The organism is Streptomyces sp. NPDC031479, assembly GCF_055581065.1.
This window is the reverse complement of sequence record NZ_JBVIKC010000016.1, coordinates 73,902-99,363: the sequence shown is the minus strand read 5'-3', so window position 1 is coordinate 99,363 and position 25,462 is coordinate 73,902. Positions and strand designations below refer to the sequence as shown.

The following is a 25,462-nucleotide window of genomic DNA, read 5'->3' as shown; positions in this document are numbered from 1 at the left end:
CCGCCCTTCACCCGTTCCCCGGTGCTCCGCCCCGGACCGGAACCACCGCACGACCCGAACTACCAAGAAGGCGGCAGCACATGGGTATGACGACTCCCCAGGTCGTCGTCCACCGGGACAAGGAGCTGATGGCGCAGGCCACGGCCGCCCGGCTCATCACGAAGATCGTGGACGCGCAGGCCGCCCGTGGCAGCGCCTCCGTGGTCCTGACCGGCGGCCGCAACGGCAACGGCCTGCTCGCGGCCCTCTCCGTCGCCCCCGCCCGGGACGCGGTCGACTGGTCCCGCATCGACCTCTGGTGGGGCGACGAGCGCTACGTCCCCGCCGACGACCCCGAACGCAACCACGTACAGGCCCGTGAGGCCCTCCTGGACTCCGTCCCGGTGGATCCCGCGCGGGTGCACGTCATGCCCGCCTCCGACGGCCCGTACGGGGTGGACGTGGACGCCGCCGCGGCCGCCTACGCGGCGGAGCTGAAGCGGGCCTCCGGGCCGGAGGACCACGGTCCGGTCCCCACCTTCGACGTGCTGATGCTGGGCGTCGGCCCGGACACGCACGTGGCCTCGCTGTTCCCGGAGCACCCGGCGACCCGGGAGACCGAGCGCACCGTCGTGGGCGTGCACGGCGCCCCGAAGCCCCCGCCCACCCGGGTCTCCCTGACCCTCCCGGCGATCCGCGCGGCCCGCGAGGTGTGGCTGCTGGCGGCCGGCGAGGACAAGGCCGCGGCGGTGGCCGTCGCGCTCGGCGGCGCGGGCGGGGTCCAGGCCCCCGCCGCGCAGGCCTACGGCCGCAGCCGCACGCTGTGGCTGCTGGACCGGGCGGCGGCGGCCAAGCTGCCGGCCGGGCTGTACTCCCCGGCGTCCTGAACGGGCGGAAGCGCCCCGCACCGGTCGGTGCGGGGCGCTTCCGCGTTCACGCCGGAGGGCTCAGCGGCCGCGCAGTTCCCGGTACCGGGCCACGAGCGCCCGCGTCGAGGGGTCCAGGCCCGCCACGTCGGCCCCCTCCACCAGTGCGGGCTCCAGCCGCTTGGCGAGGACCTTGCCGAGCTCGACGCCCCACTGGTCGAAGGAGTCGATGTTCCACACGGCGCCCTGGACGAACACCTTGTGCTCGTAGAGGGCGATGAGCTGTCCCAGTACCGACGGGGTCAGCTCGCGGGCGAGGATCGTCGTCGTCGGGTGGTTGCCCCGGAAGGTCTTGTGCGGGACGAGCTCCTCGGCGACGCCCTCCGCGCGCACCTCCTCCGGCGTCTTTCCGAAGGCCAGGGCCTGCGTCTGGGCGAAGAAGTTGGCCATCAGCAGGTCGTGCTGGGCCACCAGGCCGGGGAGGAGGTCCTCCACCGGCCGGGCGAAGCCGATGAAGTCCGCCGGGATCAGCTTCGTGCCCTGGTGGATCAACTGGTAGTACGCGTGCTGCCCGTTGGTGCCGGGGGTGCCCCACACGACCGGGCCGGTCTGCCAGTCGACGGGGTCGCCGTTGCGGTCGACCGACTTGCCGTTGGACTCCATGTCGAGCTGCTGGAGGTAGGCCGTGAACCGCGACAGGTAGTGGCTGTACGGCAGGACCGCGTGGGACTGCGCGTCGTGGAAGTTGCCGTACCAGATCCCCAACAGCCCCATCAGCAGCGGCGCGTTCTCCTCCGGCGGCGCCGTGCGGAAGTGCTCGTCCATCAGGTGGAAGCCGTCCAGCAGCTGCCGGAAGTGGTCCGGGCCGATGGCGATCATCAGGGAGAGCCCGATGGCCGAGTCGAAGGAGTAGCGGCCGCCGACCCAGTCCCAGAAACCGAACATGTTGGCCGTGTCGATGCCGAACTCGCCGACCTTCTCCTCGTTGGTCGACAGCGCCACGAAGTGCCGGGCGACGGCCTCTTCACCGGCCCGCAGCTCCGTGAGCAGCCAGTTCCGCGCCGAGGTGGCGTTGGTGATGGTCTCGATGGTGGTGAAGGTCTTCGAGGCGATGATGAAGAGCGTCTCGGCCGGGTCCAGGTCGCGCACGGCCTCGTGCAGGTCCGCGCCGTCGACGTTGGAGACGAAACGCACCGTCAGGTCGCGGTCGCTGAAGGCCCGCAGGGCCTCGTACGCCATCGCCGGGCCGAGGTCGGAGCCGCCGATGCCGATGTTGACGACGTTCTTGATGCGCTTGCCGGTGTGGCCCGTCCACTCCCCCGACCGGACCCGGTCGGAGAAGGCCGCCATCTTGCGCAGGACCGCGTGCACCTCCGGGACGACGTCCTCGCCGTCGACCTTCACGACGGCACTCTCAGGGGCGCGCAGCGCGGTGTGCAGGACCGCCCGGTCCTCGGTGATGTTGATCTTCTCGCCGCGGAACATGGCGTCGCGCAGTTCGGCGACGCCGGTGGCCGCGGCCAGTTCGCGCAGCAGCGCGAGGGTCTCGTCGGTGACGAGGTGCTTCGCGTAGTCGATGTGCAGGTCCCCGGCCCCGAGGGTGTACTTGGTGCCACGCTCCGGGTCCGCCTCGAACAGCTCCCGCAGATGCGTCTGCCCCAGCTCTTCGCGGTGCTTGCCGAGCGCGTTCCACTGCGGCGTCCGGTCAAGCCTCGTACGTCCCGCCCGTCGCCCGCCACCACCCTCGCTCGACGCGCTTCGCGCGGCGGCCTGGTTTGCGTTCATCTCGGACATCAACCCACTTCTTCCGTCCTGTTGTGCCCCGCCGCCTCCAAACCTAAGGGATCCGAGGGGGGACAACGGACAAAAAGGGGCCCGGCCCGCGGGATTCGCTCTCCCACGGGCCGGGCCCCGAGTCACTCTCAAGGGTGGTGCCGGTTGTCGCCGGTCCTCAGATCTCGCCGCGGAGCTTGGCGAGGGCCTCGGCGAGGATGGCCTCGCCGTCGGCGTCGGTGCGGCGTTCCCGTACGTACGCGAGGTGCGTCTTGTACGGCTCGGTGCGCGGCGGCGCGGGCGGGTTGTCCCGGTCCTGGCCGGCCGGGAACCCGCAGCGCGGGCAGTCCCAGGTGTCCGGCACCTGTGCGTCGCTGGCGAAGCTCGGCTGCGTCTCGTGCCCGTTCGAGCACCAGAAGGAGATGCGCAGGCGGGGCGCGGATTCACCGCGCTCGGCCTCGCCCATCGGCCCGGCTCCGACCCGACTTCCACGAATCGCGTTGCCACTTGCCACGGTCGTAACTCCCTGCGTGATGGTGCCGCGGAGCGAGAGGGGATGTCCGCTGCGGGCGCCCCAGTCTACGGAAGGCCCAACGCGCGTCCACTAACCGGAGTTACTCGCTCCAGCCGTGGACGCAGGACCTCATGATAGGCGGGGCGGAGCCGACGGGACCGGCACAATGGCCAGAACGGTCAGCTGCCCGACTTCGTGAGCAGGCCGAGCGCCACGATGCAGGCGAACCACAGGAGCCCGATCACGACGGTGATGCGGTCGAGGTTGCGCTCTGCCACGGAGGAACCGCCGACCGAGGACTGCATGCCGCCGCCGAACATGTCGGACAGACCGCCGCCCTTGCCCTTGTGCATCAGCACGAGCAGCATCAGCAGGGCGCTGAAGACGACCAGGGCGATCGAGAACCCCATAATCACGGCTGATTCCTACTTTCTGGGCATTCTGGGCTTTCAGGTTTTACCGGGCCTGCGACGCCCGCGGGGGCCAGCGGCTGCCGATCGCAGCCCCCTGGCCCCCGCAAGGGTACGACGGATCCGCCCTACCGCATACTCACCGGTCGCTTCACTGGTCGCGGAAGCGGACGATCTTGACGAACTCGTCCACGTCCAGCGCCGCGCCGCCGATCAGGGCGCCGTCGACGTCGGGCTGCGCCATGATCGCGGCGATGTTGCCGGACTTCACGGAGCCGCCGTACTGGATGCGGACCTTGTCGGCCAGCTCCTGGGAGTACAGCTCCGCGAGGCGGCCGCGGATCGCTCCGCAGACCTCCTGGGCGTCCTCGGGGGTGGCGACCTCGCCGGTCCCGATGGCCCAGACGGGCTCGTACGCGATCACGATGGACTCGGCCTGCTCGGCCGGGACGTCCTTGAGACCGCCGTCGACCTGGGCCAGCGTGTGCGCGACCTGGCCGCCGGCCTTGCGGACGTCCAGGCCCTCGCCGACGCACAGGATCGGGGTGAGCCCGTGCTTGTAGGCGGCCTTGACCTTGGCGTTGCAGACCTCGTCGCCCTCGCCGTGGTACTGGCGGCGCTCGCTGTGGCCGACGGCCACGAAGGTGCAGCCGAGCTTGGCGAGCATCGGGCCGGAGATCTCGCCGGTGTAGGCGCCGGAGTCGTGCGCCGAGATGTCCTGGGCGCCGTACTTGATCTTCAGCTTGTCGGCGTCGACCAGGGTCTGGACCGAGCGCAGGTCGACGAAGGGCGGGAGCACCGCCACGTCGACGGCGTCGTAGTCCTTGTCGGCGAGGGAGAAGGCGATCTTCTGGGTGTGGGCGATGGCCTCAAGGTGGTTGAGGTTCATCTTCCAGTTGCCCGCCATCAGCGGGGTACGGCCGTTGGCAGCAGCAGTCATAGGGGTTCAGCCCTCCAGGGCGGCGAGGCCGGGGAGCGTCTTGCCCTCGAGGTATTCGAGGCTGGCGCCACCACCGGTGGAAATGTGACCGAAGGCGTTCTCGTCGAAGCCCAGGATGCGGACCGCGGCAGCGCTGTCGCCGCCACCGACGACGGTGAAGGCGTTGCTGTCGACGAGGGCCTGCGCGACGGCCTTGGTGCCGTTCGCGTAGTCGGGGTGCTCGAAGACGCCGACCGGGCCGTTCCAGAACACGGTCTCGGCGTCGGCGATCTTCGACGCGTAGAGCTCACGCGTCTTGGGGCCGATGTCGAGGCCCTCCTTGTCGGCGGGGATCTTGTCCGCGTCGACGGTCTCGAAGTCGGCCGGGGCCTTGGTCTTCAGGTCGGGGAAGTCCCCGGAGACCAGGACGTCGACCGGCAGGACCAGCTCGACGCCGTTCTTCTCGGCGCGCTCCATGTACTCCGTGACCTTGCCCAGCTGGTCTTCCTGGAGCAGGGAGATGCCGACCTCGTAGCCCTTGGCCTTGAGGAAGGTGTACGCCATGCCGCCGCCGATGAGGAGGCGGTCGGCCTTGCCGAGGAGCTCGTCGATGACGGCGAGCTTGTCGGAGACCTTGGCGCCGCCCAGGACGACCACGTACGGGCGCTTGACCTCGGCGGTGAGCTTCTTCAGGACGCCGACCTCGGTGGCGATCAGGTAACCGGCGGCGTGCGGGAGGCGCGCGGGCAGGTCGAAGACCGAGGCGTGCTTGCGGTGGACGGCGCCGAAGCCGTCGCCGACGTAGACGTCGGCCAGCTCGGCGAGCTGGTCCGCGAAGGCGCCGCGCTCGGCGTCGTCCTTCGCGGTCTCACCGGCGTTGAAGCGCAGGTTCTCGATGACGGCGACCCGGCCGTCGGCGAGGGCGGCGACGGTCTCCTTGGCGGAGGAGCCGACCGTGTCGGTGGCGAACGCGACGTCCGCGCCGAGCAGTTCGCCGAGCCGCTTGGCGGCCGGGGCCAGCGAGAAGGCCGGGTCCGGGGCGCCCTTGGGGCGGCCCAGGTGCGAGGCCACGATCACGCGGGCACCGGCCTCGGCGAGCTTCGCGATCGTCGGCTGGACGGCGCGGATGCGGCCGTCGTCGGTGATCTCACCGTTCGCGAGCGGCACGTTGAGGTCGGCGCGGACGAAGACCCGCTTGCCGGTGACGCCCTCGGCGAGCAGTTCGTCGATCGTCTTCATGTGTTTCCTACTCCTTAGGAGACCTTCACCCGGAGGGCGAGGACGGGAGGGCCAGGCAAGCCACAGGGCCCGAACGGCGCTTCATCGCGCCGAGCGGACCCTGTGCTCACATGGTGGTGCCTTGCCCTACGTTTTAGAGCTGACCGCCGACGAAGACGGTGAGGTCGACGAGGCGGTTGGAGTAGCCCCACTCGTTGTCGTACCAGCCGATGACCTTGACGCTCTTGCCCTGGACCATGGTCAGGGAGGAGTCGAAGGTGCAGGAGGCCGGCCAGTTCACGATGTCGGAGGAGACGATCGCGTCCTCGGTGTAGTCGAGGATGCCCTTCAGCTGGCCCTCGGCGGCCTTCTGGAAGGCGGTGTTGACCTCGTCCTTGGTCACCTCGCGCTCCAGCTCGATGACCAGGTCGGTCACGGAACCGGTGGGGACCGGGACGCGCATCGCGATGCCGTCGAGCTTGCCCGCGAGCTCCGGAATGACCAGGGCGGTGGCCTTGGCGGCACCGGTGGTGGTCGGGATGATGTTCTCGGCGGCGGCACGGGCGCGGCGCAGGTCCGAGTGCGGGAAGTCCAGGATGCGCTGGTCGTTCGTGTAGGCGTGGACCGTGGTCATCATGCCCTTGACGATGCCGAAGTTCTCCAGGAGGACCTTGGCCATCGGCGCCACGCAGTTGGTGGTGCAGGAGGCGTTGGAGATGACGTGGTGGTTGGCCGCGTCGTACTTGTCCTGGTTGACACCCATCACGATCGTGATGTCCTCGTCCTTGGCCGGAGCCGAGATGAGGACCTTCTTCGCGCCGGCGGCAAGGTGCTTGGAGGCGTCGGCCTTCTTCGTGAAGATGCCGGTCGACTCGATGACGATGTCGGCACCCAGCTCGCCCCAGGGCAGGTTCGCGGGGTCGCGCTCGGCGAAGGTCTTGAAGGTGTTGCCGCCCACCGTGATGGTGTCGGCGGTGTGGGAGACCTCGGCCTTGAGGCGGCCCAGGATGGTGTCGTACTTGAGCAGATGCACCAGGGTGGCGTTGTCAGTCAGGTCGTTGACACCGACGATCTCGATGTCCGCTCCCTGCTCCAGGAGCGCCCGGAAGTAGTTGCGGCCAATTCGGCCAAAACCATTGATGCCTACGCGGATCGTCACGAACCGATCTCCTCGTTGGTACGCCGGCCTGTCCGCCGGCGAGCTGTATGGGATGTCCCCGACCGCTTACGACCCTACCTCTCCGTGAGCTTGGGAGTGACATCGACGGGAGCCGGACACTCCCCCACTCCGTGGGGGGACCCCCGCGAGGCCCTGTACCAGACGCCCTGGCACGGGACCTCGGGGACTTTCGGCCCCCTCACGCAGTGTGATCGGGGGTGGGGCCGCAGGTCAGTGGTTCAGCGAGCGGAGCGCCTTGCCCAGGAGTACGGCGCGGTCCGCCGCGGCCGGTACGTGCTCCAGGCCGAAGCCGAGGAGCACGGTGTCACGCGTAGTGACCGCGGCATAGGACTTGAACAGTTCGCCCGACCTGGACCAATCGCCCGGAACATCGGGACTTCCGGCAGGTGCGCCCTGGGCCGTCCACGCGCCGAGCGAGCTCTCGAAGCCCTCGACGGCCTGGTCGGTACCGCCCAGGGAGACCCGGGCCTCGTCCGCGAAGACACCGCGGCCGCCCGAACCCGGGTCGGTGACGTAGGAGAGCGAGACCTCGACGGTCTTGCCCGCGTAGGCGCTCAGGTCGAAGGAGACCTGCTTCCAGCCGCCCGAGGATCCGGTGAAGCTGTTCCACGCCCCGCTGGTACCGCTCGGTGAGCAGCCGCCGCCGTCCAGGGTGAGGTAGTGCCGCAGGAAGGGGTGGTCGTTGACGAAGAATCCGGCCTCGCACTCCGCCGGGACTGTGGTGGAGCTCAGCCCTCCCGAGTCCGGGAGTGTGGTCCAGTCCTCGCCCCCGGCGGTACGGGCCTCCAGGACGGCGTGGTCGTAGCCCTCCTCGGTGTTCCAGTTGAGGGCCATCTTCAGCTGCGGCTGCTCCGCGGCGGTGACCTTGGTGAGGTCGACGGTCCGCGTGAGGCGCTTCCAGTCGTCGTCCTCGTGGGTGGCCGCGGCCATCCCGCTGCCCGCGTACGGGGCGTACGGGTTCACGACCCCGGCGTACTGGCCCGCCTGCGCGCTCTTGAACTGCGGGAACTGCGCCGCCGGCAGGCTGTCGGAGGTGACGGTGTAGGCCCCGGGGGCGTCGAGCGGGTTGCCCGGCGCGCCGGCCAGGCCGCCCTTGACGCCCGCGAGGGAGCCGGCGCCGGTGAAGCCGGTGGGGCCGGAGACGCTCGCCCGCCCGTAGGCGCCGAGGTAGTACTGGCTGAAGTCGTCCGTCAGGGCGCGGCCGACCTGGGCCCGGCCGCCCGCCAGTTCACCGGCCTCGATCAGCTTGCCGCCCTCGTTGAGGAAGTCGCGCACGGCCAGCTGCGTCTCGCCGCCGGGCGCCTTGGCCCCGGTGTAGTGGACGGTGGTGGAGAAGTGCGAGAGCACCCCGAGGTGGTGGGGGACCCCCTGGGTGGCCACGTCCCAGACGGCGGCCGACTTCCCGTTGGCGCGCAGCGCGTCCACGTAGGTCTGGGCCTGCTGGGCCTTCGCGCCCTCCTCCGCGATCACCAGGACGTCCGCGCGGGGGCGCTGCGCCACGGTGTACGTGAAGTGCTCGCTGGAGACCTGCTTGTCGGAGCGGTCGCGGCCGGTGAACCACACCTCGACCTTGTCGCCGGGCCTGGCCCCGTCCACCTTGGCCCGGTACTCGTCGAACCAGTTGTTGTCCTCGCCGCCGTAGACGTCACCGCCCTTCCAGGCCTTGAGCGCGTCGTCGTGCGTGCGACCGCCGTTGATCCGGAAGGTGAGCCGCTTGTCCTTCAGGGCCTTGCGGGCGGTGACCGCGACCGTCTGGTCCTCGCCGCGCTCCACGTAGGAGGTGGTGAAGGTGTCCGGGGTGAAGTCGGCTGCGCTCAGGCCCACGGAGGAGGAGGGCTGGTCCGGGTGCGCGGCGCTCTCACCGACGGACAGCGCGAAGGAGACGTTCTTGGCGAACTCCTGCTGGATCAGCTTCTCGTCGTCCGGGAAGTTGAATCCGGAGGCGCAGTCCTCGGGCTTCCACCGGTCGTTCGGGTCGATCGCCGAGGCCGTCTGGCAGGTGGTCATCTCCGGCGTGAACATCATGACGCCGTTCACGTTGGCCGCGTGGCCGTCCGCCTCGCCGTTGGTCGTGTACAGCTCGGAGGAGAGCTGCGGGTAGTAGCCGGGGACGGCGGACTTCTCGGGGGTGCCGGCGAGCGCCTTGTAGGCGACGTCGTCGGGGGTCGGGGTGGCCACCTGCCAGCCCACTCCGTAGAGCAGCAGCTCGGAGGCCGAGTGGTAGTTGATGGCGTACCGGAAGCCGATGCGCTTCTCGAAGGCGTCCAGGGCCCTGGTCTCGGGCTCGGAGGAGGCGCTCGGGCCGCGGTAGGTCTCGCTGGAGAGGCTCGGGGAGGAACCCTCGTTGTCGTAGCCCCACTTGTAGGCGAAGTTGCGGTTGAGGTCCACGCCGTCCACGGCCGTGATCTTGCCGTCGCCGTTGTTGTCGTGGAGGTTCTTGCGCCACAGCCGGGCGCTGTCGGCGGTGAACGTGTAGTCGTAGCCGTCGGGGTTGGCGGAGAGCAGGAACCACAGCTCGGTGGAGTCCACGAGCCTGGTGATCCGCGGGTCCTTGCCGTACTCGTCCAGCGTCTGGTGCATCAGCCGCCGGGTCATCTCGGGGGTGATCCACTCACGGGCGTGCTGGTTGGACATGTAGAGGACGGACGGCTTGTCGCCGTCCCTGCCCTTCTTCGCGTCCTTGCTGACCTTGAGGGCGAGGATGTCCTTGCCCTGGACGGTCTTGCCGATGGAGACGACCTTGGTGAGCCCGGGGTTCTGCTGCGCGGTCCGCAGGATCTCCTCCTGGAGGCCGCCCTTGCCGCTGTACGGGCGGAAGACCCCGTCCCCGGCGGCCTTGGCACGGGCCAGCCCCTGGGCGGAGACCTTGCGCTCGGCGAGTTTGACGCCCTGGGCGGCGAGTCCCGCGGCCTGGTCCCCCGTGAGGAAGAGCTCGACCTTCGCGGTCCCGGTCTGCGGGGCGCGTTCGGCGAGCTCGTGGGCGTCCTGGCCGGCGGCCAGGACGAGCGGGACCTGTTCCTTGGTGATGTCGGCGTCGTAGACCCGCACCTCGTCGGCGCCGGATGCGGTGCCGGACGCGGGCTGGGCGTGGGCCGTCACGGGTAGTGCGGCGAGTGTGGTTCCGAAGACGAGTGCGCTTGCGGCGAGGATCGATCTCGCGCGTTGCCTCATGTGCCCCCCTGGGCGTCGTCTGCCACGAAAGCGTGCGGACGCCAGGCTCACGACCGGCCCGTGCTCATGTCAATGGGGCGTACCGAGAAGGGGCCCGCACGGGTGAGCGTGCGGGCCCCTGCGGACCACGTGCGGACGTATCCGGGTCAGCCGGCCATGTTGTCGGCCAGCTCCTCGCTGAGGTCCAGGTTGGACTCGGTGCCCGGGATGCCCAGGTCCTGCGCCCGCTTGTCGGCCATGGCGAGCAGGCGGCGGATCCGGCCGGCGACGGCGTCCTTGGTCAGCGGCGGGTCGGCGAGCGCGCCCAGCTCCTCCAGGGAGGCCTGCTTGTGCTCCATGCGCAGCCGGCCGGCCGCGGCGAGGTGCTCGGGAACCTCCTCGCCGAGGATCTCCAGCGCGCGCTGCACCCGGGCTCCGGCGGCCACCGCGGCACGCGCCGAGCGGCGCAGGTTGGCGTCGTCGAAGTTGGCGAGGCGGTTGGCGGTGGCACGCACCTCGCGCCGCATCCGCCGCTCCTCCCAGGCGAGCACCGACTCGTGGGCGCCGAGCCGGGTCAGCAGGGCGCCGATCGCGTCGCCGTCCCGGACGACGACGCGGTCCACCCCGCGCACCTCGCGCGCCTTGGCGGCGATGGAGAGCCGGCGGGCGGCGCCCACCAGGGCCAGGGCGGCCTCGGGGCCGGGGCAGGTGACCTCCAGGGAGGAGGACCGGCCCGGCTCGGTGAGGGAGCCGTGGGCCAGGAAGGCACCGCGCCAGGCCGCCTCCGCGTCACAGGTGGCCCCGGAGACCACCTGCGGGGGAAGGCCCCGGATCGGGCGGCCGCGGCCGTCCACGAGGCCCGTCTGGCGTGCCAGCTGGTCCCCGCCCGCGACGACCCGGACGACGAAGCGGCTGCCCCGGCGCAGTCCGCCCGGGGCCATCACCACCAGGTCGGAGGAGTGGCCGAAGATCTCCAGGATGTCCTTGCGGAGCCTGCGGGCGGCGATGCCCGTATCCAGTTCGGCCTCGATGACGATGCGGCCGCTCACCAGGTGCAGCCCGCCCGCGAACCGAAGGATCGCCGAGACCTCCGCCTTCCTGCAGCAGGTCCGGGTGACGGGGAGGCGGGAGATCTCATCCTTCACCGCGGGCGTCATCGCCATGGGCCGATCCTTCCATGCATCCGAAAAATACGGTCGTACGCGGCGGCCAGCAGCTCCGGGTCGTGCTTCGGAGAACCGTCCTGCCTGGCCACGGGGGCCAGCTCGACCGCGGCACCGAACCGTTTCGCGGCATCGGCGAGGGACTCGCGGTCGGGCACGGCGGCCTCGTCGGCCAGCACCACGTCCAGGGCGAGTTTAGGGGCGTGTCGGGCCAAAACCTCCAAATGACGCTGCGGAGAGAAGCCCTCTGTTTCACCGGGCTGCGGTGCGAGGTTCAACGAGAGGACCCGCCGGGCCTTCGTCTCCATCAGCGCGTCGAGCAGTTCCGGCACCAGCAGGTGCGGAATGACCGAGGAGAACCAGGACCCCGGGCCGAGCACCACCCAGTCCGCGTCCAGCACGGCGGCGACCGCCTCCGGCACGGCCGGCGGTCCGGCGGGAACGACCTGGACGGAGAGCACCTCACCCGGCGTCAGCGCCACCGTGGCCTGTCCCCGTACGGTGTCCACGTCCTCCGGGCGCGCCGGGTCGTGGCCCTTGACCAGCGCCTGGAGTTCCAGCGGCACCGCCGACATCGGCAGCACCCGGCCCTGCGCGCCCAGCAGCCTCCCGACCAGGTCGAGGGCCTGGACGGGGTCGCCGAGCTGCTCCCACAGGGCGACGATCAGCAGGTTGCCGACCGCGTGCTCGTGGAGATCGCCGGCCGACTGGAACCGGTGCTGGATCACGCGCGCCCAGGTCTGGCCCCAGTCGTCGTCCCCGCACAGCGCGGCCAGCGCCTTGCGCAGGTCGCCGGGGGGCAGCACGCCCAGCTCCTCCCGGAGCCGGCCGCTGGAGCCGCCGTCGTCGGCGACGGTGACCACGGCCGTGAGCTCGCCATCACCGGTGATCCGGCGCAGGGCCGCGAGGGAGGCCGACAGGCCCATGCCGCCGCCGAGGGCGACGACCTTGGGCGCGGCATGGGCCGCGGCCGCGCCGCGGCGGCCGGGGCGCGCCGCCGCGCCGTCCTCGCCCCGGCCGGGGGCGAGGCGGCGCAGGCGGCGCAGGCGCAGGGTCCGTCCGGTCACTCGCGCCCCATGTCCCTGTGGACGACGACGGTCTCGACTCCCTCGGAGGCGAGGCGGGCGGCGAGCTTCTCGGACATGGCGACGCTGCGGTGCTTGCCGCCGGTGCAGCCGACCGCGATGGTCACGTACCGCTTGCCCTCGCGGCGGTAGCCGGTGGCGATGAGCTGGAGCAGCTCGGTGTAGCGGTCGAGGAACTCCTTGGCGCCGGGCTGGCTGAAGACGTAGCCCGAGACCTCCTCGTTGAGCCCGGTGAAGGGGCGCAGCTCCGGCACCCAGTGCGGGTTGGGGATGAAGCGGCAGTCGACGACGAGGTCGGCGTCGACGGGGAGGCCGTACTTGTAGCCGAAGGACATGACGGTGGCCCGCAGCTCGGGCTCCTCGTCGCCCGCGAACTGGGCGTCCATCTTCGCGCGCAGCTCGTGCACGTTCAGGCTGGAGGTGTCGATCACCAGGTCCGCGTCCCCGCGCAGCTCGCGCAGCAGGTCACGCTCGGCGGCGATCCCGTCGACGATGCGGCCGTCGCCCTGGAGGGGGTGCGGCCGGCGGACCGACTCGAAGCGGCGCACCAGCGCGTCGTCGGAGGACTCCAGGAAGACGATGCGCCGGGTGACCCCGCGGGCCTCCAGGTCGGAGAGGGACTCGCGCAGGGCGTCGAAGAACTGGCGGCCGCGGACGTCGACGACGACGGCGATCCGCGCCACGTTGCCCTGGGAGCGGGCGCCGAGCTCCACCATGGTGGGGATCAGCGCGGGCGGAAGGTTGTCGACGACGAACCAGCCGAGGTCCTCCAGACACTTGGCCGCGGTGCTGCGGCCGGCCCCGGACATCCCGGAGATGATCACCAGTTCGGGGATGGCCGCCTCGGCGTTGTCGCCGGGCTCCACTGTCGTGCCCGTACTCACCTGTGCTCCGTCTCGGTCGTGCGCGGTCTCGTGCTCGGTCATTGCTCGGTCCCCCGTTCGGACGCTGCTCCCGCCGGCGCGGGTGCCTCGTCCTCCATGATCTCTCCTGTCGCCGTGTTCACGGCAGGACCGGCCGGGGGAGCCTGGGCGAGGGCCGCGGCCACGGTCTCGGCCGTCTTGCGTCCTATGCCCGGGACCTCGCAGATCTGGTCGATTGTCGCCTGTCTCAGCTTCTTCACCGAACCGAAGTGCTTGACCAGGGCCTGCTTGCGGCTCTCGCCGAGGCCCGGCACCTCGTCCAGGGGCCCCGATTTCAGGCGCTTGCCGCGCTTGTTGCGCTGGTACTGGATGGCGAAGCGGTGGGCTTCGTCACGGACCCGCTGGAGCAGGTAGAGGCCTTCGCTGGTGCGGGGCAGCACGACGGGGTCGTCCTCGCCGGGCAGCCAGACCTCCTCCAGCCGCTTGGCCAGGCCGCACACCGCCACGTCGTCGATCCCGAGCTCCTCCAGGGCCCGCTTCGCGGCCGCCACCTGGGGCTGCCCGCCGTCGACGACGACCAGCTGGGGCGGGTACGCGAAGCGCTTGGGCCGCCCGTCGTCGTCCGGCACGCCCACCGCGCTCCCGTTGTCGGCGGCATCCTGCGCGTCCTGCGCGTCCTGCGCGTCCTCGGGGGACCACTCCCCCGTCTTCAGCTTCTCCTGGAGGTAGCGGCGGAAGCGCCGGGAGACCACCTCGTGCATGGAGCGGACGTCGTCCTGTCCCTCGAAGGACTTGATCTGGAAGCGCCGGTACTCGCTCTTGCGGGCGAGGCCGTCCTCGAAGACGACCATCGAGGCCACCACGTCGTCGCCCTGGAGGTGGGAGATGTCGAAGCACTCGATGCGCAGCGGGGCGCCGTCCAGCTCCAGGGCCTCGGCGATCTCCTCCAGGGCGCGGGAGCGGGTGGTGAGGTCGCTGGCGCGCTTGGTCTTGTGCAGGGCGAGGGACTGCTGCGCGTTGCGGTGGACGGTCTCCATGAGGGCCTTCTTGTCCCCGCGCTGCGGGACGCGCAGGCTGACGTTCGAGCCGCGCCGCCCGGCCAGCCACTGGCCCAGGGCCTCGGTGTCCTCCGGGAGCACCGGGACCAGCACCTCCTTGGGGACGGCCTCGCCCCTCTCCTCCCCGTACAGCTGCTGCAGGGCGTGCTCGACGAGCCCGGCGGTGTCCACGGCCTCGACCTTGTCGGTGACCCAGCCGCGCTGGCCGCGGACCCGGCCGCCGCGGACGTGGAAGATCTGCACGGCGGCTTCGAGCTCGTCCTCGGCGACCGCGATCAGGTCGGCGTCGGTGGCGTCGGCGAGGACGACGGCGTTCTTCTCCATGGCCCGGCGCAGGGCCCCTATGTCGTCGCGCAGTCGGGCGGCCTTCTCGTACTCCATCTCCTCGGCGGCCTCGTGCATCCGCTGTTCGAGGCGGCTGAGGTAGGTGCCGGTGCGGCCCGCCATGAAGTCGCAGAAGTCCTCGGCCAGTTCCCGGTGCTCCTCGGGCGTGACCCGGCCGACGCAGGGCGCGGAGCACTTGCCGATGTAGCCGAGCAGGCAGGGCCGGCCGATCTGGGCGGAGCGCTTGAACACCCCGGCGGAGCAGGTGCGGACCGGGAAGACGCGGAGCATCAGGTCGACGGTCTCGCGGATCGCCCAGGCGTGCCCGTACGGGCCGAAGTAGCGCACGCCCTTCTTCTTGGGGCCGCGCATGACCTGCACGCGGGGGTACTGCTCGTTCATGGTGACGGCGAGGGAGGGGTAGCTCTTGTCGTCCCGGTACTTGACGTTGAACCGGGGGTCGAACTCCTTGATCCAGGAGTATTCGAGCTGGAGCGCCTCGACCTCGGTGGAGACCACCGTCCACTCGACGGAGGCGGCCGTGGTGACCATGGTGGCGGTACGGGGGTGCAGGCCCGCGATGTCCTGGAAGTAGCTGGCCAGGCGCTGGCGCAGGCTCTTGGCCTTCCCGACGTAGATCACCCGGCGGTGCTCGTCGCGGAACTTGTAGACCCCCGGGGAGTCGGGGACCTGCCCGGGCTCGGGACGGTAGCTGGAAGGGTCGGCCATGCCGCCCACCCTACTGGCGCGGGCCGACAACGGGCCGTACGCCGGCCCTGCCGCCCCGCCCCGGGGAGGGGGCGGGGCGCGCCCCGCGGGTCCCGCCCCCTGGCGGCGACCGGGACCCGCGGGGCGGGGGGTCAGGCCCGGGTGGTGCGACGGCGGCGCAGCAGCGGGAGCGAGCCCGCCGCGCCCAGCGCGAGTACCCCGGCGCCGCCCGCCAGCACCGCCGCCGGCGGCGGCCCGGCCGGGTCCGGTGCGGGCTCCGCGAAGCCGCCCGCCCCGCCGGCCTTCGCGTAGGCCGAGCCGGGGAGCTGGTCCCCGTAGGCCTTGATCACCCGGGCCCGGTAGGCGGCGAGCGTCGTGCCCCGGTCGCCCACGGCCCGTACGGCGTCCTCGTCCAGCGGGAGCACCCGCTCGCCGCCGGCCACGTACCAGGCGTCGATCTGCGGTTCGCGGAAGACGGTGCCGCCGGGGAGTTTCGCGGCGCCGAGCCGCGCGTAGCGGAATTCGTCGTCGCCGGTGGCGATGTTCACCACCTGCCAGCCGTCCCCGGTCCTCGCCGTCCACAGCGCGGCCCTCTGGCCGTCCGAGGAGACCGCCTGGCTGGCGAGGAACTCCAGCCGGGCGACCGGGGCACCGGCCTTGCCCGCGACGAAGTCCGGGGAGAGGTAGCTGACGGGGATCGCCCCGCCCTCGATCCGGGGCTGCGCGGCGGTGAGCGACACCTTGCCCTCGCGGGCGAAGAACCGGGAGAGGGTGGCCAGGGTGCCGGGGGCGGCGGCGGCCTCGTGGGCGGCCGCCCGGTTCTCGGTGGTGGCCGACTGCGGCTGGGGTACGGGGGCCGCGGCGGCCGGTCCGGCGGTGGCAGCCAGGGCGACGACGGCGAGGGCGGCCGCGGCGGCGGAGCGCACGGTCATGGCGGTCACGCCCCGATCCGGTAGAGGGAGTGGGTCCAGGAGAAGGTGCTGTTGTCCACGTACCAGGCGTGCGAGGCCCAGTTGTAGCGGTCGCTGGAGGGCCAGGGGTCGCCCCAGTAGACCCAGCTGCCGGCGGTGTCGTAGCCGTAGAGGACGTGCATGTGGCCGCCGCCGTTCGACCACTGGATGCGGGTCTCGACCGGCCGGTCGTTGTTGATCTCGGTCTGGACGGTGGAGTACTGGAGCCAGCCGGTCACGTAGCTGCCGGAGTTGATCCCGGCCCAGCGCAGGGCGGTCTGGACGTTGCCGAGGGTGGCCTGGTTGTCGGGGCACTCGGTGTTCTGCTGACGGTTGAAGGCGGCGTTGCAGAACTGGTTCTGGCTGTAGGTGCGGCCGAACCAGGTGGCCACGGTGTTCCCGCTCGCCGCCCAGCACCAGTTGCTCTTCTGCTGGGCCTGCATGGTGATGTTCAGGCGCTTGTACGCGAGGGCCGCGCCGGGGGTGTCCGGGGCAGTGGTGGCGGTGGCTGCGGCTGCGGCTGCGGTGCCCGTTCCCGTGGCGGCGGTGGCGGTACCGGCGCCGAGGGGTAACAGGACGAGGAGCAGGGCGGCGAGCAGGGCGGCCGGGGACAGCCGCCTGGTTCTGTCGGTGCGCATCGCGTTCCTCCCGAGGTGGGGACCCGAGGTGGGAAGTGGGGGGGGGGATGGAGGAGCGCGTCCGGACGCTGTGGAGGAGCATCGGGGAGTTGTCGCGACCAGGTCAACACGCTTCAATACGCGGTGACATCGCAGTGTGAACGGTGGGGCTGTGGTGTGAACGGTTGCTGTCGTTCCACCAGCTCCCCCGGAACCACCGGCCCGGCCCCGCCCGGTCCCCACGCCGGCGCGTGTGAACGTTCACGAAGGAGTCGCCATGCGACCGACCGGCGACCGGACACGGGCGGCGGGCGGCACGCAGGGATGCGCGACGGACTCGGCCGTCACGGCCGAACTCCGCCGCCTGCTGCGCGAGGGACCCTTCCACCTCGCCCTGCGCGCCGCCCTCGCCGTCCGCGGCCTGCCCCTGCACCGGGTGCAGCACCGGCTCGCGTCGCGCGGCATCAAGGTCGGCGTCACCAGCCTCAGTTACTGGCAGCAGGGCGCCCGCCGCCCGCGCCACCCCGAGTCGCTGCGGGCCGTCGCCGCCCTGGAGCAGATCCTGGAACTGCCCGACGGCGCCCTCCTGCGCCTGCTCACCGGCACCGGCCGCGCCGGCGGGCCCGGCGGCCGCCCGGCGGCCCGTTCGTACCGGGCCCTGGTGAGCGTCGGCGCGGCGGTGGAGCAGCTGCTGGACTCGATGGAGCTCCCGGCGGACGGCGGGCTGCACTCGGTCGGCCACCACGAGCGGGTCCGCATCGGCCCGGCCGGCGAGCTGTGCGGCCGGGAGTCGCAGCAGATCGTCCGGGCCCACCGCGACGGCGTCGACCGCTACCTGGCCGTCCACCACGGCGACCCCGGCTGCGACTCGTCCCGGATGGGGGTGACGGCGTACGAGAACTGCCGCACGGGCCGGGTGCGCCACCACCCGGAGGCCGGGGTGGTGGTCGCCGAGCTGCTCTTCGACACCCGGCTGCGGTGCGGGGACACGTACGTCTTCGGCTACGGGATCGAGGACGGCACGGGGGCGCGCAGCACCGAGTACGTGCGGGGCTTCAGCTACGCGGGCGGCCAGTACATGCTCCAGGTCCGCTTCGACGAGGCGGCCCTGCCGGTGCGCTGCCGCCGCTTCGCCCGCACCGGCCCGCAGGCGCCGCGCACGGGTCTGGCGGACCTCACCCCGAGCGGGCGGCACCGGGCCGTACACCTGGTGGAACAGACCGTCCGGCGCGGGATCCTGGGCATCACCTGGGACTGGGATTAGGGGGTGTCTGACGGATGTCCGTGGGGAAGGAGCGGCGTCCGGTGCGTGCTCTCGGCGTGCCGACCGGAAGCCCGCGTACCGGACGTACTTGGGCTTTCGGTCGGTGCGGCGAGAGTGCGTGCCGGGCGTCGCGACGCCGCGGAGATCCGTCAGACACCCCCTAGCGCCGACCCCGGAAACGGGAGGCCCCGCGGCCGGTTCCGGGGCACCATGTCGCCATGAACGACACCCGAAAGGCACATGCCGCGTAGGAAGCCGGCGCGGGTCCGCGGGAACGCGCCCCCACACGGCCGCCCGGCGCACGGGCGGCGGGCGGTCCCCGGCCTGTCCGGCCGACCCTCGCCGAGATCGCCCGGATCGAACGCCGGCCCTCCTGGCCCGGGCCCGTCTTCGAGGCCTGGCGCCGTTGGCACGCCCTCGCCCGCGCACCCGGGCCGTGGGCCATGTACGCCGTGGATGGGGTCTGTCCGTGCTGCGATCCCTTCGCGGGAGCGGGGGTACGGGCCGTGCTGGAGGCCGCGTGCCGGGCACTCCCGCCCCGCGCCGCCCGCGAGCTGCGCACCGTACTGGCCCCGCTGGACGCCCGTTTCCTCGCCCGCACCCTGGCCGACCCCTTCGCCCGGCCCCTCCCGGACTCGGCGCGGTCCCAGGGGCGCGGCCGGTTCAGCCGGCGATGAGCTTGCCGTTCTCCGCCTTGACCGGGACGGCCGGGAGCGGGTCGTTCGCCGGGCCGCGCAGCACCTTGCCGGTGGTCACGTCGAAACGGCTGCCGTGGCAGGGGCAGTTGCCCTCGCCCTCGACGATCTTGTCCAGGACGCAGCCGGCGTGCGTGCACTGGGCGCTGAAGGCCTTGTACTGGCCCTCCGCCGGGCAGCTGACGACCACCTTGCGCTCCCGGAACAGCTTCGAGCCGCCCACGGGGACGTCGGCCACGGGGCCCAGCTCGACCGGCTCCTTGGGCAGGGCCGGGCTGCCCGCGCCGCTGTCGGTCGCGGTGGAGCAGGCGGAGAGCGTCGCCCCTGCGCCCACGGCCCCGGCGAGTGCTGCGGCGCCCTTGAGGACGGTACGGCGGGCGGCGGGCTGCGACGCGGACATGCGGTTCTCCTGGCGCGAGGGTGCGGTGCCCGGGGCCGGGCCCACCCGACGATACCGGCGCCCGATGGGGTACTTTCCCCCGCGTGATCGTCGTCGGTGGAGAAGCCCTGATCGACCTGGTGCCCGTCGCGCAGCCGCCGGGGGCGCTGCTGCCCCGGCCCGGTGGCGGGCCGTACAACACGGCGCTGGCCCTGGGCCGGCTCGGCGCCGGGGTGGCCTTCTGCTCCCGGGTGTCGTCGGACGGCTTCGGCGAGGGCCTCCTCGCCGGACTGCGGGCCGCCGGGGTGGACCTCTCGCTCGTGCAGCGCGGCCCCGAGCCGACCACGCTGGCCGTGCCCTCGCTGGGCCCGGACGGCTCGGCCGCGTACCGCTTCTACACCGAGGGGACCGCCGACCGGCTCTTCGCCCTGCCGCCCTCGCTGCCGCCGGGCGTACGGGCCCTCGCGCTGGGGACGTGCTCGATGGTGCTGGAGCCCGGTGCGAGCGCCTACGAGGCCCTGCTGCGGCGGGAGTCGCGGCGCGGGCTGCTGACCCTGCTCGACCCCAACATCCGCCCGGCGCTGATCGCCGACCCGGCGGCCTACCGGGAGCGGTTCCTGGGCTGGCTGCCGTACGTGTCGGTGCTGAAGCTGTCGGAGGAGGACGCCGCCTGGCTGGGCGGCCGGATCGGCGACTGGCTGGCGGCCGGGCCCTCGGCGGTGGTGCTGACCCGGGGCGCGGCGGGGCTGACGGTGTGGACGGCGGAGGGCGAGGAGTACGGCGCCGCGGCCCGCCCCGTCACCGTCGCCGACACCATCGGAGCCGGGGACACGGTCAACGCGGCCCTGCTGCACCGGCTCGCGGGCGCCGCCGGCCCGGTGGACTGGCCGGCCGTCCTGGACTTCGCGGCGCGGGCCGCCGCGCTGACCTGCACGCGGGCGGGCGCCGAGCCCCCGTACGCGGCGGAGCTGGGGCTCAGCCGATAGCGGCCCACAGGGTGCGGGCGATCGCGGGGGCGAACTCCTCGACCGGCTGGACCGCTTCGACCCCGGAGAAGTGCAGGAAGAAGGCCCGCTGGAAGCAGGCGCCGAGCAGCAGGGCCGCGGCGGCGCGCGGGTCCGCGCCGTCCCGGAGCCGGCCCGCGTCCCGTTCCCGGACCAGCCGCCCCTCCAGGGCTTCCAGCACCACGTGGGGGCCCGCGCCGATCTCCCGGACGCCCTCGCGGTGGCGGCTGAGCAGGACGGGTTCGGCGAAGAGCGAGGCCGCCAGGGGCATGGCGTCGGCGTAGAAGAGCGCGGCGTGCCGGGCGATGTCGGTGAGCGCCTCCTCCACGGTCCCCTCGCCCGGCCCTGCGGTGAGCGCGGTCATGAGCGGACCGGCGTTGGGGGTGCGCTCCATCAGGACGCGGACGAACAGCTCTTCCTTGTTGGCGTAGTGCTTGTAGAGCGCGGCCTCCGAGCAGCCCGCCTCGCGGGCGATCGCCTTGGTGGTGGTGTTGGCGAGGCCGATGGTGCGCATGAGGGTTTCACCCGCGTCCAGGAGACGCTCGGGGGTGGGCCGGCTTGACTTCGGGGTGAGCATTCACTCACTCTAATGGAGACAGGGGTGAGTAAATACTCACCCACCATGGTTCGGCCAGGGGGTCACGATGGAACTCACGGTGTTCGGAGCCACCGGCGGCGTCGGCCGCGAGGTCGTCCGTCAGGGCCTGGCGGCGGGCCACGGGGTGACGGCGGTCGTCCGCGACCCGGCCCGGCTGGACGTCCCGCCGCACGACCGGCTCCGGGTGGCGGTGGTGGCCGACCTGACGGACGAGGACGCGCTGGTCCCGGTCCTGGCCGGGCGGGACGCGGTGGTCTCCGCGCTGGGCGCCGCGGGCAACAAGCAGGCACGGCTCCGCCCGGTCACCGGGCCGGCCCTGCGGGCGGTCGTCTCCGCGATGGACCGGGCGGGCGTGACCCGGCTGTCGGCGGTCAGCGCCGCCCCGCTCGGGCCCGACTCCCCGGGGGACGGCCTGTTCCTGCGCGCGGTGCTCTACCCGGCGCTGCGCCGGGCCCTGCGCGACCTGTACGCGGACCTCGCGGTCATGGAGGACACCCTGCGCGCGAGCGGGCTCCGGTGGACCGTGGTCCGGCCGCCGCGCCTGCTGGACCGGCCGCACACGGGCCGCTACCGCCGCGCCCTCGACGCCAATGTGCCCGGCGGCAAGGTCATCGCCCGCGCGGACGTGGCGGACGCCCTGCTGAGCACCCTGACCGACCCGTCGACGGAGTGCCACGCCGTGGGCGTCGCCGCCTGACCCGGCGGGCCGTCCGTCCCGGCATCCCCCGGTGGGCGGCCGTACGCCGGCAGCGCCACCGGGGCCGACCCGCTCGGGGGAGGGGTCGGCCCCGGCCGCCGTGCGGGGGGCTCGCCCCCGCACGGCGGGCTTCCGCCGTTGCCCGCTACGGCTGCTACGCCTTGCGGGCGCGCGTCGCCTTCTTCGCCGGGGCCGCCTTCTTGGCGGCGGCCGTCTTCGTCCCCGCGGCGGCCGTCTTCTTCGCCGCGACGGCCTTCTTCGCGGGCGCCGCCTTCTTCGCCGTCCGCGCCGGCGGCTCCGCCGCGTCCGAGACCCGGTCCGCTCCGAGGATGTCCCGCAGGAACTTGCCCGTATGGCTCGCGCCCACGGACGCCACCTGCTCGGGGGTGCCCTCGGCGACGACGAGCCCGCCGCCGTAGCCACCCTCCGGGCCCATGTCGACGACCCAGTCCGCGGTCTTGATGACGTCCAGGTTGTGCTCGATGACGATCACCGAGTTGCCCTTGTCCACCAGGCCCGACAGCACCTTGATGAGCTTGCTGATGTCCTCGAAGTGCAGACCGGTCGTCGGCTCGTCCAGGACGTACACCGTCCGGCCCGTCGACCGCTTCTGCAGCTCCGACGCCAGCTTCACGCGCTGCGCCTCGCCGCCGGACAGGGTCGGCGCGGACTGTCCGAGCCGGACGTAGCCCAGACCCACCTCGTTCAGCGTGCGCAGGTGCCGCGCGATCGTCGGCACGGCCTCGAAGAAGTCCAGCGCCTCCTCGATCGGCATGTTCAGGACTTCCGCGATGGACTTGCCCTTGTAGTGGACCTCCAGCGTCTCCCGGTTGTAGCGGTCGCCGTGGCAGACCTCGCAGGGGACGTAGACGTCCGGCAGGAAGTTCATCTCGATCTTGATCGTGCCGTCGCCGGAGCAGTTCTCGCACCGGCCGCCCTTGACGTTGAAGGAGAAGCGGCCCGGCAGGTAGCCGCGCACCTTCGCCTCCATCGTCTCAGCGAAGAGCTTGCGCACGTGGTCGAAGACGCCCGTGTACGTCGCCGGGTTGGACCGCGGGGTGCGGCCGATCGGCGACTGGTCCACGTGCACGACCTTGTCGACGAGGTCGTCGCCGTCCACCCGCGTGTGCCGGCCGGGGACCGACCGGGCGCCGTTGAGCTCGCGGGCCAGGTGCGTGTACAGGATGTCGTTGACCAGCGTCGACTTGCCGGAGCCCGATACGCCCGTCACCGCGGTGAGCACGCCCAGCGGGAAGGACACGTCGATGTCCCGCAGGTTGTTCTCCTTGGCGCCGTGCACGGTGAGCCTGCGCTCCCCGTTCACGGGACGGCGGACGTCCGGCACCGGGATGGACCGCTTGCCCGACAGGTACTGCCCGGTCATCGACTCGGAGTTCTTCAGCAGCTCCTTGAGCGAACCGCTGTGGACCACCTTGCCGCCGTGCTCGCCGGCGCCGGGGCCGATGTCGACGACCCAGTCGGCCACCTTGATGGTGTCCTCGTCGTGCTCGACGACGATCAGGGTGTTGCCCATGTCCCGCAGCCTCACCAGCGTCTCGATCAGCCGGTGGTTGTCCCGCTGGTGCAGGCCGATGGACGGCTCGTCGAGTACGTAGAGCACGCCGACGAGGCCGGATCCGATCTGCGTCGCGAGGCGGATGCGCTGGGCCTCACCACCCGAGAGGGTGCCGGCGGCGCGGTTCAGCGACAGGTAGTCCAGGCCGACGTCGACGAGGAAGCGGAGCCGCTCGTTGACCTCCTTGAGGACCCGCTCGGCGATCTTCCGGTCGCGGGCGTCGAGGGTCAGCCGCCCCAGGAAGTCCGCGCATTCGCTGATCGACATGGCGGCGACCTCGGCGATGGACCGCTCCATCACCGTCACCGCGAGGACGATCGGCTTGAGCCTGGTCCCCTCGCAGGTCGGGCAGGGCACCTCGCGCATGTAGCCCTCGAAGCGCTCCCGGCTGGCGTCGCTCTCGGACTCCGCGTGCCGGCGCTTGACGAAGGGAACGGCCCCCTCGAAGGCGGTGGTGTACGCGCGCTCGCGCCCGTAGCGGTTGCGGTAGCGGACCTCGATCTGCGTCTTGTGCCCGTACAGCAGGGCCTTCCTGGCGCGCAGCGGCAGCCCGGCCCACGCGATGTCCGTACGGAAGCCCAGCTCCTGCGCGAGGGCGCCGACGAGCCGCTGGAAGTAGTCCCTGGTGTGCCCGAGCGACCACGGCGAGACGGCGCCCTCGTCCAGGGACTTGTCCTCGTCCGGGACGATCAGCTCCGGGTCCACCTCCATGCGCGTGCCGATGCCGGTGCACTCGGGGCAGGCGCCGAAGGGGGAGTTGAAGGAGAAGGAGCGGGGCTCCAGCTCCTCGAAGGAGAGGTCGTCGTAGGGGCAGTAGAGGTGCTCGGAGTACATCCGCTCACGCTCGGGGTCGTCCTCGGCGAGGTCGACGAAGTCCAGGATGACCATGCCGCCGGAGAGGCCCAGCGCGGTCTCGACGGAGTCGGTGAGCCGGCGCTTGGCGCTGTCCTTGACGGTGAGGCGGTCGATGACCACCTCGATGGTGTGCTTCTCCTGCTTCTTCAGCGTGGGGGGCTCGGAGAGCTGGATGGTCTGGCCGTCCACCCGGGCCCGGCTGTAGCCCTTGGTCTGGAGGTCCGCGAAGAGGTCGACGAACTCGCCCTTGCGCTCGCGCACCAGCGGCGACAGCACCTGGAACCGGCTGCCCTCGGGCAGGGCGAGGACCTTGTCGACGATCGCCTGCGGCGACTGCCGGGAGATCGGGCGGCGGCACTCGGGGCAGTGGGGCTTGCCGATGCGGGCGAAGAGCAGGCGGAGGTAGTCGTAGACCTCGGTGATGGTGCCGACGGTGGAGCGGGGGTTGCGCGAGGTCGACTTCTGGTCGATCGAGACGGCCGGGGAGAGGCCCTCGATGAAGTCGACGTCGGGCTTGTCCATCTGCCCCAGGAACTGGCGGGCGTAGGAGGAGAGCGACTCGACGTAGCGGCGCTGGCCCTCGGCGAAGATCGTGTCGAAGGCCAGGGAGGACTTGCCCGAGCCGGAGAGTCCGGTGAAGACGATGAGTGAATCGCGGGGCAGGTCGAGCGAGACGTTCTTCAGGTTGTGCTCGCGAGCGCCACGAACGATGAGACGGTCGGTCACGCCGGTCCGCACCTTTCTTGAGAGAAGCGGGGGCACGGGCCCCGGCTATCCAGGGTATGGGGGGCGCCTCTGCGACGGAGTGGGTCTGGACTTCCGAGCGTATAGCACGCACATTCGATTTACGGCACTCCCGGTACCGCTTCACCCGATCGTGTGGCGCGGGCCCCCGGGCCACTAGGCTCGGTTCCATGACTGATCATGTGCACGACCTGCGATCTGTACGTGAAGCCACGGACCGGCTGCTGAACGCGGTCGCGAAACTGGACAACGCCGCCCTCGCCGAGGAGTCACACCTCCCCGGCTGGACGCGTGGCCACGTCCTGGCCCACCTCGCACGCAACGCGGACGCCCTCGTGAACGTCTTCGAGGGCCGCCCCATGTACGAGAGCGGCACCGCCCGCGACGCGGACATCGAGCGCGACGCCGGCAGGCCCCTGGAAGAACACCTCACGGACCTCCGTGATTCCGGCGCCCGCTTCCTGGCCACGACCGAGCCCGCCCAGGACTGGTCGCGCACGGTCGAGCTGCGCAACGGCGTCACCGACCTCGCCTCCAACGTGCCGTTCCGGCGCCTGGTCGAGGTCGAGCTGCACCACGTCGACCTGAACATCGGCTACGAGCTCACCGACCTCTCCGGCGAGTTCACCGAACGGGAGATCGCCTTCCTCGCGGACCGCTGGTCCGGCCGCCCGGAGGTCCCGCCGGTGACCCTGGAGGCCGCGCCCGGCCTGGTCTGGCACACCGGCGGCACGGAGGGCACCCCGGTGACCCTCTCCGGCCCCACGGCCGAGCTGCTCGGCTGGCTCGCCGGGCGCGGTCTGCGCGGCGCCCATCTCGCCGTCGAGGCCGGCGACGGCCTGCCCGAGCTCCCCCCGCTCTAGGACCGCACAC

Annotated in this window: 22 protein-coding genes; 6 read left to right on the top strand and 16 right to left on the bottom strand. The window is 72.0% G+C overall.

What is annotated here, in order from left to right:
- The first annotated feature begins 86 nt into the window (after window positions 1-86).
- Window positions 87-866 (top strand): 6-phosphogluconolactonase, encoded by a 780-nt coding sequence (gene pgl, locus ACZ5D2_RS19820; RefSeq protein WP_371679086.1) that lies wholly within the window; start codon window positions 87-89, stop codon window positions 864-866.
- 60 nt (window positions 867-926) lie between these two features.
- Here the strand turns inward: pgl and pgi are convergent, their stop codons facing one another.
- From pgi to ACZ5D2_RS19755, 13 genes are all read right to left on the bottom strand, one after another.
- Complete coding sequence (pgi, locus tag ACZ5D2_RS19815; protein ID WP_371681312.1) at window positions 927-2,630, bottom strand: glucose-6-phosphate isomerase; 1,704 nt, start codon at window positions 2,628-2,630, stop codon at window positions 927-929.
- Window positions 2,631-2,796: 166 nt separating this feature from the next.
- Window positions 2,797-3,132: an RNA polymerase-binding protein RbpA gene (locus tag ACZ5D2_RS19810; RefSeq protein WP_007263454.1), complete on the bottom strand. Its 336-nt coding sequence runs from the start codon at window positions 3,130-3,132 to the stop codon at window positions 2,797-2,799.
- A 179-nt stretch (window positions 3,133-3,311) separates the two neighbouring features.
- Window positions 3,312-3,542, bottom strand: a complete 231-nt coding sequence (gene secG, locus ACZ5D2_RS19805) for a preprotein translocase subunit SecG (protein WP_356214149.1) — start codon at window positions 3,540-3,542, stop codon at window positions 3,312-3,314.
- A gap of 151 nt (window positions 3,543-3,693) precedes the next feature.
- Window positions 3,694-4,482, bottom strand: coding sequence for a triose-phosphate isomerase (tpiA, locus tag ACZ5D2_RS19800; protein ID WP_266838409.1), 789 nt, complete (start codon window positions 4,480-4,482; stop codon window positions 3,694-3,696).
- Between the two features lie 6 nt (window positions 4,483-4,488).
- Entirely contained in the window at window positions 4,489-5,700 is a 1,212-nt protein-coding gene (locus ACZ5D2_RS19795) for a phosphoglycerate kinase (RefSeq protein ID WP_371679085.1), read from the bottom strand.
- Between the two features lie 133 nt (window positions 5,701-5,833).
- Window positions 5,834-6,838 carry a type I glyceraldehyde-3-phosphate dehydrogenase gene (gap, locus tag ACZ5D2_RS19790; RefSeq protein ID WP_030237192.1) on the bottom strand — a complete coding sequence of 335 codons (1,005 nt, stop codon included), beginning with the start codon at window positions 6,836-6,838 and terminating at the stop codon, window positions 5,834-5,836.
- A 231-nt stretch (window positions 6,839-7,069) separates the two neighbouring features.
- The gene (locus ACZ5D2_RS19785; protein ID WP_371679084.1) at window positions 7,070-10,030 is read right to left on the bottom strand and encodes a M14 family metallopeptidase; all 2,961 of its coding nucleotides are present in this window, start codon (window positions 10,028-10,030) and stop codon (window positions 7,070-7,072) included.
- A 146-nt stretch (window positions 10,031-10,176) separates the two neighbouring features.
- Window positions 10,177-11,172 carry a DNA-binding protein WhiA gene (gene whiA / locus ACZ5D2_RS19780; RefSeq protein WP_030237199.1) on the bottom strand — a complete coding sequence of 332 codons (996 nt, stop codon included), beginning with the start codon at window positions 11,170-11,172 and terminating at the stop codon, window positions 10,177-10,179.
- Window positions 11,163-12,239 (bottom strand): gluconeogenesis factor YvcK family protein, encoded by a 1,077-nt coding sequence (locus tag ACZ5D2_RS19775; RefSeq protein ID WP_371679083.1) that lies wholly within the window; start codon window positions 12,237-12,239, stop codon window positions 11,163-11,165. The genes whiA and ACZ5D2_RS19775 overlap by 10 nt, the downstream gene beginning before the upstream one ends.
- Entirely contained in the window at window positions 12,236-13,183 is a 948-nt protein-coding gene (gene rapZ / locus ACZ5D2_RS19770; RefSeq protein ID WP_371679082.1) for an RNase adapter RapZ, read from the bottom strand. The genes ACZ5D2_RS19775 and rapZ overlap by 4 nt, the downstream gene beginning before the upstream one ends.
- On the bottom strand, window positions 13,180-15,231 hold the full coding sequence (gene uvrC / locus ACZ5D2_RS19765) for an excinuclease ABC subunit UvrC (protein ID WP_371679081.1): 2,052 nt from the start codon (window positions 15,229-15,231) through the stop codon (window positions 13,180-13,182). The genes rapZ and uvrC overlap by 4 nt, the downstream gene beginning before the upstream one ends.
- Window positions 15,232-15,362: 131 nt before the next feature.
- On the bottom strand, window positions 15,363-16,142 hold the full coding sequence (locus ACZ5D2_RS19760) for a hypothetical protein (protein WP_371681311.1): 780 nt from the start codon (window positions 16,140-16,142) through the stop codon (window positions 15,363-15,365).
- A 5-nt stretch (window positions 16,143-16,147) separates the two neighbouring features.
- On the bottom strand, window positions 16,148-16,798 hold the full coding sequence (locus ACZ5D2_RS19755) for a papain-like cysteine protease family protein (protein ID WP_371679080.1): 651 nt from the start codon (window positions 16,796-16,798) through the stop codon (window positions 16,148-16,150).
- 256 nt (window positions 16,799-17,054) lie between these two features.
- Here ACZ5D2_RS19755 and ACZ5D2_RS19750 point away from each other — a divergent pair, with 256 nt between their 5' ends.
- Window positions 17,055-18,041, top strand: a complete 987-nt coding sequence (locus ACZ5D2_RS19750; RefSeq protein ID WP_371679079.1) for a hypothetical protein — start codon at window positions 17,055-17,057, stop codon at window positions 18,039-18,041.
- A gap of 506 nt (window positions 18,042-18,547) precedes the next feature.
- On the top strand, window positions 18,548-18,718 hold the full coding sequence (locus tag ACZ5D2_RS19745; protein WP_371679078.1) for a hypothetical protein: 171 nt from the start codon (window positions 18,548-18,550) through the stop codon (window positions 18,716-18,718).
- Here the strand turns inward: ACZ5D2_RS19745 and ACZ5D2_RS19740 are convergent.
- A complete protein-coding gene (locus tag ACZ5D2_RS19740; protein ID WP_371679077.1) occupies window positions 18,705-19,136 on the bottom strand; it encodes a Rieske (2Fe-2S) protein in 432 nt (143 codons plus the stop codon). The two genes, ACZ5D2_RS19745 and ACZ5D2_RS19740, sit on opposite strands and share 14 nt — an antisense overlap.
- A gap of 83 nt (window positions 19,137-19,219) precedes the next feature.
- On the opposite strand from ACZ5D2_RS19740, the gene ACZ5D2_RS19735 reads away from it, so the two are divergent.
- Window positions 19,220-20,101: a carbohydrate kinase family protein gene (locus ACZ5D2_RS19735; RefSeq protein WP_371679076.1), complete on the top strand. Its 882-nt coding sequence runs from the start codon at window positions 19,220-19,222 to the stop codon at window positions 20,099-20,101.
- Here ACZ5D2_RS19735 and ACZ5D2_RS19730 read toward each other — a convergent pair.
- Window positions 20,091-20,696 carry a TetR/AcrR family transcriptional regulator gene (locus tag ACZ5D2_RS19730; protein WP_371679075.1) on the bottom strand — a complete coding sequence of 202 codons (606 nt, stop codon included), beginning with the start codon at window positions 20,694-20,696 and terminating at the stop codon, window positions 20,091-20,093. The two genes, ACZ5D2_RS19735 and ACZ5D2_RS19730, sit on opposite strands and share 11 nt — an antisense overlap.
- A gap of 67 nt (window positions 20,697-20,763) precedes the next feature.
- On the opposite strand from ACZ5D2_RS19730, the gene ACZ5D2_RS19725 reads away from it, so the two are divergent.
- Window positions 20,764-21,414 (top strand): NAD(P)-dependent oxidoreductase, encoded by a 651-nt coding sequence (locus tag ACZ5D2_RS19725; RefSeq protein WP_371679074.1) that lies wholly within the window; start codon window positions 20,764-20,766, stop codon window positions 21,412-21,414.
- Window positions 21,415-21,568: 154 nt separating this feature from the next.
- On the opposite strand, the gene uvrA is transcribed toward ACZ5D2_RS19725, so the two are convergent.
- On the bottom strand, window positions 21,569-24,571 hold the full coding sequence (uvrA, locus tag ACZ5D2_RS19720) for an excinuclease ABC subunit UvrA (protein WP_371679073.1): 3,003 nt from the start codon (window positions 24,569-24,571) through the stop codon (window positions 21,569-21,571).
- 188 nt (window positions 24,572-24,759) lie between these two features.
- On the opposite strand from uvrA, the gene ACZ5D2_RS19715 reads away from it, so the two are divergent.
- Complete coding sequence (locus ACZ5D2_RS19715) at window positions 24,760-25,452, top strand: maleylpyruvate isomerase family mycothiol-dependent enzyme (RefSeq protein ID WP_371679072.1); 693 nt, start codon at window positions 24,760-24,762, stop codon at window positions 25,450-25,452.
- Window positions 25,453-25,462: the final 10 nt, after the last annotated feature.